Source organism: Thermococcus henrietii, assembly GCF_900198835.1.
GTDB lineage: Archaea > Methanobacteriota_B > Thermococci > Thermococcales > Thermococcaceae > Thermococcus > Thermococcus henrietii.
In genome coordinates this window covers 1,508,349-1,521,308 of sequence record NZ_LT900021.1, presented here as the reverse complement: position 1 = coordinate 1,521,308, position 12,960 = coordinate 1,508,349, and the positions used below count along the sequence as shown (strand labels likewise).

The following is a 12,960-nucleotide window of genomic DNA, read 5'->3' as shown; positions in this document are numbered from 1 at the left end:
CTCAGCGTCGGGAGGCGTCCTCATCGGCGAGCCAGCAGTTTTTGAGCTCCTCGACGACGAGGTTCGCCTCGATTGAGAGCGCGTTTACGCCGAAGGTCTTTTTCAGACTCTTCAGGAACTCCCTGAGCTCATCCATGTCCCTGAATTCTCCCTTCAGCAGTACGTTGTGGTCTCCGGTTTTTAGGTAGAGGAACTCGATGTTGTCGAGTGAGGCAAGCTCGCGGAGCATGCTCCTAGTGTAGGGGTCAACGTCCTTGAGCCTGATGAAGATTAGGGCTGTAACGAGATTCCCGAGGAATGCCGGGTCAATCACCGCCGAGTAGCCCTTAACCGCGCCGAGCCTTTCGAGTTTCTCAAGCCTGCTCTTCACGCTCGCGGGGGAGAGGTTGACCCTTTTTCCGAGCTCGGTCAGCGTAATCCTACCGTTTGAGCGGAGGATTCTCAGAATTTCCCTGTTCTTCTCGTCAATTCCGGGCATCGTATCACCGGCAAATGGAAAGGAAAATCAGCGGGTAATCTTGACCTGCCTCATCAGCTCAAGGGGCTCCGGGTGCTTCTCGAAGTACTCGCGAACCGGCTTGAGGAGCTCGATGAGGTATTCGGCGACGGCGTTCTTGAGGTCGAGCGGGTGGAGCTTCCCTTCCGCGAAGTCCCTCTTGAGCTCCTCGAAGGTGGTGTAGGTGACGTCGCCACCGAACTTGGCCGGGCGGTGTATGGTGAACTCGGTCGGCTCCTCGCGGAAGATTATGTACTCGGCCCAGTCGAGGACGGGGTTGTAGTTAACTTCCCTCGCCGGGCAGAAGGCCTTCCTGAGCTTTTGCTTAATCTCCTCGGGGCTGTCGTGGATAAACACAGCCGAGTAGGGCTTGCTCTTGCTCATCTTCATCTGGGTCTTGAGCTCTTTGAACTGCTCCTCGCTCTCAATCGGCCACACCGGCGGTTCCTGCAGGCCAAGGAGGAGGTGGTGGTGTAAAGCAACGGGCTTGAGCTTCTCGCCGTTCCATTCGAGGGCGTGGTAGCGGAGCTTCTGGGCCACTTCAATCGCTATGACGTGGGCTTTCCTCTGGTCCATTCCGGCGTGAGCTATGGTAACGCCTTGGTAGAAGATGTCAGCAACCTGCATCGCCGGGTAGATGAGCTTGGCGAAGTCTATTGACTCGCCCATCTGGCGCCCCATTATCGTTATCGAGCGCATCATCCTCGCGAGGGTGACGTTCTTTGAGATGTCTATTACCGTCTGCCAGTAATCACCTTTCTCGAGTATCTCACTCGCGAGGACGAACTCGACCTTGTCGGGGTCTCCGCCCATCACCTTGATGCTCTGTTTCATTCCCTCCTTGAAGTAGCCGAGGGCGACCTTCTGAATGGTCTCCAAATCACCGCCGAGCTTGTCGTTTATCCAGCTGTGCCAGTCGGCTAAGAAAATCCTCGTCTTTATCCCCGCCTTCTGGAGGTCGGCTATCTTGGCTCCAGCCATGAGTCCGGTTCCGAGGTGAATGTAACCGCTGATTTCGAAGCCGATGTAGTGCTGCATCGGGATTCCAACCTCGAGGAGGTGCCTAAGGTTCTCCTCGGTGAGGAGCTCCTCCGTCGGCTTGCGCTTTATGAACTCAATCTTTTTCTCAACGTCCATCACTACCACCTGAGCCTGAAACGGCGGAAGGCTTTAAGGGCTTTGCGGAAGTTTTTCTGGCTCGTTAAAGTTCCGAGCGATAAGATTTATAACCGCATTATCGCTAAAGAGGACGGTGATACCATGAGGAAGGTTGCAGTACTGTTGGCGGCAGTCGTTCTGCTGTCGGTTTTTGGGGTGGTTGCCAGCCCAGCGGTCAGCGCCGCTGACACCGGCAAGGTTGTTATAGCGGTGGACCTCGCCCACGGGGAGAACCCGAAGGGACTGACGGACGCCACCTACAAGGGCAAGCTCCTGACGAAGGGCATGCTCAAGACGCTGACGCAGTACACCTTCGTTTACTTCGGTGACACTAAGTACGAGTCCGAGCTTGGAATCAAGGACATCGGCGGCAAGATAACCTACGACGCCCTCGTGAAGAACAACGTTACAATCCTCATCCTCGGCCAGCCAATCAGCCCGCTTTACCCCGACGAGATTAAGGCCATCAGGAAGTGGCTTGAGCTTGGTGGTAAGGTTCTCTGGGTCGCCGGTGACTCCGACTACGGAAACGGCGCCAAGACCCAGCAGTTCGTCGACAGCCTCCTCGACCAGCTCAACATAACCAACCTCCGTGTTGACCTCTGTTCCGTTGAGGATGCCGTCAGCAACGCCGGTGGAAAGTCCTACCGTGTCGTCGCCTACGACGACCCGTGGAAGGACACCCCGAAGAGGTCAATCCTCGTCCAGAACCTTAAGTACGGCGGTAAGATTCTTGCCCACGGTCCGGGTGTCGTTGCGTGGGTTGACAAGCCGGACGGAAGCGGGGCCTGGCACCCACTTGAGCCAAAGGTCAAACCGGACAACGCTTACGTCATCATACACTCGAGCAACCACTCGGACATAACTGAGAACAGTGCCCCGGCCGGAAAGGCATACTCCGCCGGAAGCACCGGCCAGTTCCCAATCGTCGCCGCCCAGATTGTCAATGTCGGCAAGGACAAGAAGCCGGACGTCATCATAGTCAGCGGTGAGACTCCGATTGGCGGCTACGAGCCCATGTGGGTCAGCCAGTACTACGGTGTCAAGCTCGATGGGCCGACCGTCATAACCAACATCCTCGAGTGGAGTGTTGAGATGACCAAGGAGAGCCAGAGCTCTTCAAGCGGTAGCAAGATATGTGGCCCGGCCCTTATCGTGGGTCTTGCAGTCGTTCCGCTCCTCCTCAGGAGGAGGAAGTGATTTCCTTCTTTTTTATATCGTTGAACCAACACGCTTTTTAAAAGATGCCCAAAGAAGGGGTGGGGATTGCCATGAGGCGTATGCTTGGAGTCCTCCTTATACTCGTTTTGGGCCTTAGCGTTGTGGCCAGCGGCTGTATTAGCGGTAGCAGTAGCAGCGGAAGTGGCACCGCGACCCAGAACTCCAAGGGAATAACCCTTGTTATAGTCACGAGACACGATGCAACGATTCAGTACCTCACGAAGGAGCTCTTCCTCAAGAGCAAGATAGCCAAGGAGTACCACATAACCAACCTCAAGTTCATAGGTGTTCCCGAGTCCCTCTGGCCCGAGTACATCAAGAAGGGTGCCGACGTCGGCTGGGGCGGAGGTCCGACCCTTTTCGATGACATGTACAAGATGGGCTACCTCGCCCCGATAACCGACCAGAAGGTCCTCGGCCTCATCGGCAAGCAGATTCCCAAGACCCTCGCCGGAATGCCGATGATTAGGGAGGAGAACGGTAAGGTTTACTGGATTGCCGCGGCCCTCTCGTCCTTCGGTTTCACCGTCAACAAGCAGGTTCTTGAGAAGCAGAAGCTCCCGTTCCCGCACAAGTGGGAGGACATAGCCACCTACAAGTGGGCCCGCGACCCGCCGATGTACGGTATAGCTGACCCGACCAGGAGCACCTCCAACACGAGGATTTACCAGATTATCCTCCAGGCCTTCGGTTGGGACAAGGGATGGCGCATAATGACCATCATAGCGGCGAACTCCAAGGTTTACGAGGCGAGTGACGCCGTCAGGGACGCCGTCATCAACGGTGAGATTGCCGCTGGAAACACCATCGACTTCTACGGCTACACCGCCATGAAGCAGAACCCGAACTGTGTCTACGTCATCCCGCAGGGCGAGAGTATCATCAACGGTGACCCGATTGCGCTCCTCAAGTACAGCAAGCACCCCGAGGCGGCACAGGCCTTCATCTACTGGGTTCTCACCGAGGGACAGGCCGTCTGGATGAGCCCCGACGTCAACAGGCTCCCGATTAACGCGGGCATCTTCAACCAGACAATAACCCAGGAGGAGGCCAAGGTTCTCTTCAACGGCAAGTACGCCGGTGAGACCTTCGGTAAGGCCAGGCCGGCCCTTCTAAAGGCTTACAAGCTCGCTATAACGAGCAGGGGAATCCCGTTCAACGACAATGAGGCCCTCAAGACCGTGAACGCCCTTCAGTACTACTTCAAGGCCACCCTCATCGACGTCAATGGCCCGCTCCACCAGACCTGGATGGCCATAGTCAACGCCTACAAGAGCGGCAAGATAACACAGCAGCAGTTTGAGAAACTCAAGGAAGAACTGACCGCACCGATACAGTTCAAGGACCCGCTCACGGGTAAAATGGTAACCTTCACGGAGGAGTATGCGGCCAAGATAAACAACAAGATAGCAACGGACGCCGGCTTCCAGAGCCAGCTCATGCAGGAGTGGAGGAACGCCGCCCAGGCCAAGTACAACAAGGTCATGGAGGACCTTAAGAAGATGGAGGGTAGCTGACCTTTCTTTTCTTCATTTTGACAGGCTAAAGTCAAGAAAAGCCACTCAATCTCCCCAAACTTTCCAGACTCTTTTCAGAAACCTTTAAAATGAACTCGCAAATCCTAAGGTAGTTGCGAGTGGTTTAAAAACCGCGAGGAGGTAACACCATGAAGGTCAGCAAGTGGAGTGAAAAGCTCTTCGGAACCCCGCTGCCGGACCCGGTCGTCATAGTCTCCTTCCTGTTTCCGTTGCTGTATCTGGTGGCGTTTCTTGTGATTCCTGTCCTGGTAATGCTAGGAACGGCGTTCAAGTACAACGGTCACATATCGCTCTACTGGTTCAAGAGCATCTTCAGCTCGAGTTACTACTTCAACCTCCATCCGGACGGATACCTAGTCAAGTCAGTGCCCTACGGAAACCATGAGGTCTACCACTTCTACGGCTGGGACTTCGGTGTCGTTCTCAACTCAATAATCGTCTCGATAAGCGTCATGATTCTAACGACGCTCCTCGGAACGTTCTTCGCCTTCATAATGGCCCGCTATGAGTTCCCGGGCAAGAACATAATGAGAATCCTCCTCTTCATCCCGCTCCTCGTTACGCCCTTCGTCAACGTCGTCGTTGTCAAGAAGATGTTCCTCCCGGACGGAATCATCAACTGGATTTTCTACCAGCACCTGCACCTCTTCCCCAAGCCGATATGGATTGATGGTCTCGTGGGTGTCGTCATAGCACAGACTATAACCTACTACCCGATAGTCTACCTCAACGCCTACGCAAGCTTCATCAACATCGACCCCAGCCTCGAGGAGCAGGCCGAGAACCTCGGCAGCAGGGGCTTCCACCTCTTCAGGACGGTTACATTCCCGCTCGCCCTGCCCGGAATAATGGCCGGTGCCATACTCGTCGGCATCTTCAGCCTTGAGGACCTCGCCGCGCCGATAGTCTTCCAGGGAAGTGCAATAGCCAAGAAGCTCATGTCCTACCAGATTTACAGCTCCTTCGTCTCGGGCTTTGCCATAGGCAACCCACAGATGGCGGCTTTGGCCTTGATAATGCTCACAATCGCCCTCATAATGTTCCTCGCCGTCCGCTGGTACGTCGGCCTCAAGCAGTACGCGATGCTCAGCAAGGGAGGCAGGTGGAAGCCGAGGGTGGCCAAGCCCAAGTGGTGGCAGGCCCTCATCATCGCGTTCGTCGCCGTTCCGCTCCTGCTGATAACCATCTTCCCGCAGATTGGAGTCATCCTGCTCGCGTTTTCAAAGCAGTGGTACGGAACCTGGCCGAGCGGCTTCACACTCGCCAACATGAAGGCCATGATTACACAGCCCGACGTCACGAGGGTAATCCTCAACAGCCTTCTGTATTCGACCGTTGCAATATTCATCATCATCCTGCTTTCGCTTACTGCATCATACGCCTCCGGCAGGTTCAAGAAGGCCAAGCTCGCCCCGATACTCGACAGCCTCGCCACAATACCGATAGCGGTTCCTGGAATCGTCATTGCCATGAGTTATTTCTTCTTCTTCTCGACGGTTCCGCCCTTCAAGGGAAGCATTCTCGACCCCACGAACCTGCTGGCGTTCTTCCCTGGAGCGGCACTTATCCTAGCGTACTCCATCAGGCGTCTGCCCTTCGCGGCCCGTTCCATTTCGGCTGGACTCCAGCAGGTCCACGTTTCACTTGAAGAGGCGGCAATGAACCTCGGAGCCGGCCGGTGGAAGGCACTGACGAGCATACTCCTGCCGATGATTTCCCTAAACCTGCTCGGCGGAGCGATGCTGAGCTTCGTCTACTGTATGAGCGAGACGAGCGTCGGCATCACCCTCGGTTCCATCAACTCCACGTGGTACCCGATAACGGCGAAGATGAGGGAGCTCATCATGAGTGCCGTTGGAAGCGCCAACCTCGCGGCCGCGCTGGGTGTCTTCCTTATGCTCGTCCAGATAGTGGCCATAGTGCTGGCGAACATAATAACCAAGCAGAGGTACTCGTTCATCGGTCTTACCTGAGGTGGTGATTGAGATGGTTGACGTTAAGCTTGAGAACATCGTGAAAACCTTCGATGGAACGACCGCGTTAAAGGGAATAAACCTTCACATAAAGCACAAGGAGCTCTTCACCCTGCTCGGCCCGAGCGGGTGTGGAAAGTCCACGACGCTGAGGATTATAGCGGGCCTCGACTACCCCGACAGCGGACACATCTACTTCGGCGATGAGGAGGTCACCTACCTCCCCTCCTACCAGCGCGGTGCCGTGCTCGTCTTCCAGAACTACGCCCTCTGGCCCCACATGACGGTCTTCGACAACGTCGCCTACGGCCTCAAGATTAGGAAGGTCCCCAAGGAGGAAATCAAGAGGAAGGTCGAGTGGGCGCTCGAGCTGGTGAAGCTCAAGGGCTTCGAGAACCGCTATCCCACACAGCTTTCCGGCGGACAGCAGCAGCGTGTTGCCATAGCCAGGGCACTCGTTGTCGAGCCGAAGGTCCTCCTCCTTGACGAGCCGTTGAGCAACCTTGACGCCAAGTTAAGGCTTGAGATGCGTTCGGAAATCAGGAGAATCCAGCGCGAGCTCGGAATAACCGTCATCTACGTTACCCACGACCAGGAGGAGGCAATGGCCATAAGCGACAGGATAGCGGTTATGAACGTCGGAACCGTCGAGCAGGTCGGAACACCAAGGGACATCTACGAGAGGCCGAGGACCGAGTTCGTGGCGAGCTTCATGGGCAAGACCAACGTCATCCCCGCTAAGGTCGTCGAGAGGAATGGCGACAAGGTTACCGTTGAGTTTGAGAGCTTCCGCCTCGACGGGCTCCACTACACCGAGAAGAGCGACAATGTCGTCCTCGTCATAAGGCCGGAGCGCATAAAGTTCAGACCCGGAGAAAACACAGTCTCGCTCGAGGGAACCGTTGACCTCATCGAGTACTACGGCTTCTTCACCGAGGTCGTTGGCCTCTTCGGCGAGACGAGGATCATAGCCAGGGCCATAAGCGACAGGGAGATAGCCAACCTCCGGCCAACCCAGCCGGTTACCTTCTACATCGACAGGGACGACATAATAGTCCTCCCCAAGCAGAACCTCTGATTTCCCTTCTCCTTTTCCGGTGGTTGGAATGCTCGACGTTTTCGAAGAGGGGAGGGTTTACGAGGTCCTTCTCGTCACGCGTTCGAACGTTACGCCCGTTGGCGTCGTCCGGGAGGGCGAGAGGCTAAGGTTCAAGCTCTTCCCCGGAAAGAGCTTCCGTGAGGTTCTTGAAACCGCTAAGGCCTCAATTCAGCTCACCAACGACCCCGAACTGCTCGTCAGAACCGCATTGAACCTTCCCGTCGAGTTGGAGTTCGTTGAGATGAACGACTATCGCTGGATTAAAGGCTTACCAGGTTTCTATGGGCAGGTGAAGTGGAAGGTCGAGCGCTGGAAGGATGAACTCGGCGAGACCGAGGTTCTGCTCTGCGAGCTGATTCCTGAGGGCGAAATCGAGGGAACTCTGCCACTCCGACCGTTCAGCAGGGCCGACTGCCTGCTCGTTGAGATGGCGGTACTCTTCACGCGCTACCTCGTGAGGCCGGAGGAAAAGCTGAGAGTCCAGATTCTGGAGATGCACTCCCTCTACAAACACCTCGGCGGTCGCTCTCCGACTGCGGACTACATGGTATCTTTTTTGACAGGGAAGACTCAAAAGGGACATTAAATGGTGTTCCTTTGGACAGGTTTCGAACGGGAAAGGTTTTAAGTGCCTCTTCTCCCCTTCCCACCGGTGATACCATGGCCAGGCGGCTGTTGGCACTATTGCTGGCTTTTATGGGTGCACTGGCGATTTTGAACGTAACGCCAGTATCGGCTACCGGCAGCTATTCGTACACGTACAGCAAGTTCCTCTACCAGCCGGCACCAGTTGTTCCAGCGTTCGCTATTCCGGGCGGCAACTTCACCCTCTACCTGAAGGGGAACAACCTGGACGTGAAGGGAATAGAAGCCGTCTCGATTCTGCACGGCCCCTACGACCTCCACATACTCAGCGCCACCGCTCCAGCGGGGAAAGACATGAGCACGGTTGTCGTTGGCGTTCCCAAGGACATGGCCCCCGATGACTACTTCCTGCTCATAAAGACCAACCAGGGAACCCTCGTTCTTCCGAACGGTCTCAAGGTCTTCAAGGAGTGGCCGAAGACCCTCAAGATTGCCTGGGTCAGCGACACACACGTCACCACCGGCGCAAAGATAGGCTACGTCTGCGGTCCCTACTTCCAGAACAACATATACAAGCTCGAGAACATGTGCTCCAACCCGATTCCGCTTCACAGTATCGTCGCGACTTACAGCGCCTACCAGTACTGGGCTATGAAGGGCGCGACCATTCTCATAAACACCGGTGACCAGTCCGATACGAGTAGTGACCTCACGGCTTACAGGATAATCTTCAACATCACCAAGCTTGCGTCCGCCTCAGGACTCCCGGTCGTTGGAATTAAGGGCAACCACGATGACCCGCCGACCGTTTACACCCAGATTCTCGGCCCGACGTACTTCTACGTCACCATCGGCAAGTTCCTCATAATCGGTCTCGACACCGGCGGCGACCGCGGCTACCCGACCATGGACGAGATTGAGTGGATGGAGAAGGTCCTCAACGAGCACAAGGGATACATTCCGATAGTTCTATACCACCACCCGTACTTCTTCGCCCCACGCTGGAACTACCTTGGCGGCGTTATAAAGAACCTCGACCCGAGCACTGACTGGGACCAGCTCAAGGAGTACGTCGGTCACTACTGGGGAGCTGACCCGGCCGTTGCGAAGCGCTTCCTCGAGGACGTCGTCAAGTACAACATCCCGCTCACGATGAGCGGCCACATCCACCACGACATGTACTGGCTCTACATCGATAAAGAAGGCCACAAGCACTACTTCCTCACCCTTACCTCGACCGGCGCCCCCGACAAGGAGCCCAACCCGCCGGCCAACCCGAAGCACAGCCCAACGTGGTACGGAAGCAACCTCGTAGTCATAAGCGAGAACGGTAGCGTTGAGATGCCTTACACCCCGGTTAAGATTGAGAACGACAAGGTCAGGAGCGACTTCATAAGCGTCCCGGTCCCGCAGGAGTTCATGATATTCAGGTACGAGACGAGCCTTGGAACCGCCCTTAAGTTCATCAACGAGCTCAACAACAGCGTTTCAGGACCCATCGTCGTTCCGGTTCCGGCCAACGCCAAGGTGGACCCGAGCGCCACCAACGTCACCTACAAGGTTATAAAGGAGAGGGAAATCGCGGGTCAGTACTACATGCTCCTCAACGTAACGGTCCCGAAGGGAGTTTCCCAGCTCGTCATCGACACTGGCAAGGACACTGAGAAGCCCGTCCTCCAGATTGCCTACCTGCAGCCGAGCCACCCCCAGCCGAACTCCGATTTCACCGTCTACTTCACTGCCCAGGACAACCTCGGCATAAGGAACCTCTACGCGGTAATCTACGACTCCAACGGCAACCTCGTCAAGTACGGCAAGGTTGAGAAGTTCCCGGCCGAACCCGCCAGCGGAAAGCCCGGCGACACCTTCTACATCGTTGAGCTTCCAGGACTCAAGGCAGGGAAGTACAAGCTTGAGATAGTGGCCGAGGACTTCTACGGGAACAAAGCCGTCCTCACAAAGGAGCTCAACATAGCGGGAAGCACGCCCGTTTCAAGCCCCACTACGACCTCCACGAGCTCATCAGCGAAGAAAGGCATCTGCGGTCCGGCCGCAATAGTCGGGCTAGCAATAATACCTCTCCTCCTCAGGAGGAGGAAGTGACCCTTTCCTTTTTCCTCTTCGATACCCATTTAAACCTCGGTGCCCTCTTTTCTACGGTGGTTTAAATGACCCGCAAGCTCTACTACGAGGACGCCTACCTCAAGGAGGCCAAGGCGAAGGTTCTCGAAGTGAAGGAGGACGCCCTGCTTCTCGACCAGACGATTTTCTACCCGACCGGCGGCGGCCAGCCCCACGACAGGGGAACGATAAACGGCGTCGAGGTCCTCGACGTCTACAAGGACGACCAAGGCAACGTCTGGCACGTCGTTGCGGAGCCGGAGAAGTTCAAGCCCGGCGACGAGGTTGAGCTTAAGATAGACTGGGACTACCGCTACAAGCTCATGAGAATTCACAGCGCCATGCACCTCCTCGAACATGTCCTCAACGTCGTCCTGCCGGAGAAGTGGGAGCCCTACGGAAGCGGAATGAGCGCCGAGAAGGGCCGGCTTGACATCGTTTACCCGGAGAATGTGAACAAGTGGAAGGAGCAGATAATCGAGACTTTCAACAGGCTCGTTGACGAGGGTGGGGAGATGAGGATATGGTGGGAAGGTGACACCCGCTACACCCAGATTAGGGACTTCGAGGTCATTCCCTGCGGGGGAACCCACGTGAGGGACATAAAGGAAATCGGCCACCTGGAGAAGTTCAAGCGCTCCAGCCTCGGAAAGGGAAAGCAGAGGCTGGAGATATGGCTCGAAGGTTGAGGCCTTTCATTCTTCCCCCAGCCCCGTTTCCGGGTCGTAGTTCAGCTCGATTCCGTAGACTCCGAAGACGCTGTAAAGGTCCTCGTTGTAGTGGAGGTGCTCCTTCAAAACCCATATCGGCACGTTAACGGTGTGCTCTATGACGTATACGGCCGCCTTCAGGCGTTCCTCCCCACTCATCTCTGGCCACTTAACCGCGAGCTCAATCGCTTTATCGAGAAAAGGTCTTGGAACGGCCGGCAATGTTATGAAGGTGTCCCTGGTTAATTGCCTGTCGGCGAACCTGAACCTCGAAACGTCCCTCAGCTTGAAGAGCGGCGGCCTGCCGTTTAGCTTTTTTTCGTACTTACCCCAGACCTGCTCGTAAAACCTGTCGTTGATTTTCAGCAAATCGAGCTCGCTTTCGATTTCCTCAAGCTCCCCTAAGAGGTTCAGACTCGCGTTAAATGCATCCTTATCGTAGGGTAGATGGGCGTTTTTACCCTCGGGCTCGAAGATGTAGGCTTTTCCGTGCCTAAGCCCCCGCCTGTTCACCCGTCCAAAGCGCTGGACGAGGGCATCTATCGGGGCGGCCTCGGTGTACATGACGTCGTAGTCTATGTCGAGCGACACCTCAACGACCTGTGTCGCCACGAGAATACCCCTTTCGATTTTCTCAACCTGCTCCATCTTCCTCCTCTTGTCCTCGTTGATGAAGCGGGAGTGGAAGAGGTAAACGTCGTCCCGCGTTTTCCTCAGCTCCCCATAGAGGTCGCGTGCCCTCTTCACCGTGTTGACAACGACGAGTGTCCTTCCCCTCTCGCGCGCTATCTCGTCAACGGCGTTCTGAAGGGGTTCGCCCCTCACCTGAACCTCGACCCTTCTGCGCGAGCGGTATCTATCTTCAACGCTCTCCGGAGGAATCAGGGGCTTTAACCCTCTCCTTTCGAGCTCCTCCGCGAGGAGGTGGGGCAGGGTTGCCGACATAACCGTTACGCGCGTTTTGAGGTATTTCATCGCGTGCTCTATGGCGTTGACTATCAGGGAGAGAGTGTACGGTGTGTATGCGTGTATTTCGTCTATTATCCAGTGGGCGTTTCTGAGGGCCAGCTCCCTCACCGGGAAGCGCGGGTAGTTGAAGAACGCCAGAAGGACCTGGTCAACGGTGGAAACGAAGATTGGCTTCATCGCGTATTTGTGTATGAGCTTCTTCTCCAGCTCACCCCTGTAGTAGAGGCTCAGAAAGAGCATGCTGTGGGAGAACGACACCATCCCATCTCCAAACATCGTCTCAAAGCGACGTCTCATCGCTTCTGTTGTGGTTATCGTGGGGAGGGAGTAAACAACCTTTGAAACGTCCGCGGGAGTGGCGAGTAGGCTCGTCTCCGTCTTCCCGTCGCCCGTGGGGAGCCGGAAATAGCCCCCTCCCCTGCCGATGACGAGCCTCTGATAGGGCCTCAGCTCGTGCCCTTTTCCCTTCAGGTATTCGATAACCCCGCTGTGAACGCTTCTCCCGGAGTCCAGGTGATACGACCCGGGCTCCAGACCGGCGCTCTCAAGCCAGTCCGCCACCCTCAGAACGCCGTTGAAGAGGGTGTAAAGGTTTCTGAGCTCGACCGGACTGAGGTCGTAGTCGTAGACCAAATCCCCTGCGAGTATCGTCTCCCTCACTTTCTCAACGGTTCGCGCCGAGTGCGATATAACCTCGCCGTCAACTACGAGGGCCTCGTTCCTGTTTATCTCCCTCTGGTAAAGGCCCTCGTGGAAGTCGCTGTGGTGGGTGAGTATTGAAAGGAGTGCTATCGTCCTCCATGGCTCGTCGCAGTCGAGGAAGCGCGAGGCCAGCTCGAGGCCGAGGTAGGCATGGGGCGGGGCGCGTTTGAGCTTCCCCTCGAGCTTTGCCTGAAACCTGTCGTCCAGCTTGCCGACGTCGTGAAGAAAAGCGTGCATCAGGATGCACTCATCGAGGGCGCTATCGTGGGGAATCCTTCTCAAAAGCCTTTCCGCTATCCTCTGAACGCCGAGGGAGTGGTCGTAGAGGCTTCTCCCGGGCTTGGCCTTCTTAACCTTCATGAGCTCAACCAGTTCATCCAGCTCCATA

The 12,960-nt window shown here is 56.0% G+C and carries 10 protein-coding genes; 7 read left to right on the top strand and 3 right to left on the bottom strand.

Annotation, left to right across the window (positions count from 1 at the left end; all coding sequences use genetic code 11):
- Window position 1 precedes the first annotated feature (1 nt).
- Window positions 2-478 (bottom strand): Lrp/AsnC family transcriptional regulator, encoded by a 477-nt coding sequence (locus CS910_RS08375; RefSeq protein ID WP_099211114.1) that lies wholly within the window; start codon window positions 476-478, stop codon window positions 2-4.
- Window positions 479-505: 27 nt separating this feature from the next.
- Window positions 506-1,633: a tyrosine--tRNA ligase gene (locus CS910_RS08370; RefSeq protein ID WP_099211112.1), complete on the bottom strand. Its 1,128-nt coding sequence runs from the start codon at window positions 1,631-1,633 to the stop codon at window positions 506-508.
- A gap of 123 nt (window positions 1,634-1,756) precedes the next feature.
- Between CS910_RS08370 and CS910_RS08365 the strand changes: the two genes are divergently transcribed.
- From CS910_RS08365 to CS910_RS08335, 7 genes are all read left to right on the top strand, one after another.
- Window positions 1,757-2,854, top strand: coding sequence for a CGP-CTERM sorting domain-containing protein (locus CS910_RS08365; RefSeq protein WP_099211110.1), 1,098 nt, complete (start codon window positions 1,757-1,759; stop codon window positions 2,852-2,854).
- Between the two features lie 71 nt (window positions 2,855-2,925).
- Window positions 2,926-4,392: an ABC transporter substrate-binding protein gene (locus CS910_RS08360; protein WP_099211108.1), complete on the top strand. Its 1,467-nt coding sequence runs from the start codon at window positions 2,926-2,928 to the stop codon at window positions 4,390-4,392.
- A 149-nt stretch (window positions 4,393-4,541) separates the two neighbouring features.
- The gene (locus CS910_RS08355) at window positions 4,542-6,386 is read left to right on the top strand and encodes an ABC transporter permease (protein ID WP_099211106.1); all 1,845 of its coding nucleotides are present in this window, start codon (window positions 4,542-4,544) and stop codon (window positions 6,384-6,386) included.
- A gap of 13 nt (window positions 6,387-6,399) precedes the next feature.
- Complete coding sequence (locus CS910_RS08350) at window positions 6,400-7,464, top strand: ABC transporter ATP-binding protein (RefSeq protein ID WP_099211104.1); 1,065 nt, start codon at window positions 6,400-6,402, stop codon at window positions 7,462-7,464.
- A 28-nt stretch (window positions 7,465-7,492) separates the two neighbouring features.
- A complete protein-coding gene (locus tag CS910_RS08345) occupies window positions 7,493-8,071 on the top strand; it encodes a DUF447 domain-containing protein (RefSeq protein ID WP_099211102.1) in 579 nt (192 codons plus the stop codon).
- A gap of 74 nt (window positions 8,072-8,145) precedes the next feature.
- The gene (locus CS910_RS08340) at window positions 8,146-10,173 is read left to right on the top strand and encodes a CGP-CTERM sorting domain-containing protein (protein ID WP_099211100.1); all 2,028 of its coding nucleotides are present in this window, start codon (window positions 8,146-8,148) and stop codon (window positions 10,171-10,173) included.
- A 65-nt stretch (window positions 10,174-10,238) separates the two neighbouring features.
- Window positions 10,239-10,880 carry an alanyl-tRNA editing protein gene (locus CS910_RS08335; RefSeq protein ID WP_099211098.1) on the top strand — a complete coding sequence of 214 codons (642 nt, stop codon included), beginning with the start codon at window positions 10,239-10,241 and terminating at the stop codon, window positions 10,878-10,880.
- A gap of 6 nt (window positions 10,881-10,886) precedes the next feature.
- Here CS910_RS08335 and CS910_RS08330 read toward each other — a convergent pair whose 3' ends face one another.
- Window positions 10,887-12,959 carry a CRISPR-associated helicase/endonuclease Cas3 gene (locus CS910_RS08330; protein WP_099211096.1) on the bottom strand — a complete coding sequence of 691 codons (2,073 nt, stop codon included), beginning with the start codon at window positions 12,957-12,959 and terminating at the stop codon, window positions 10,887-10,889.
- Window position 12,960 lies beyond the last annotated feature (1 nt).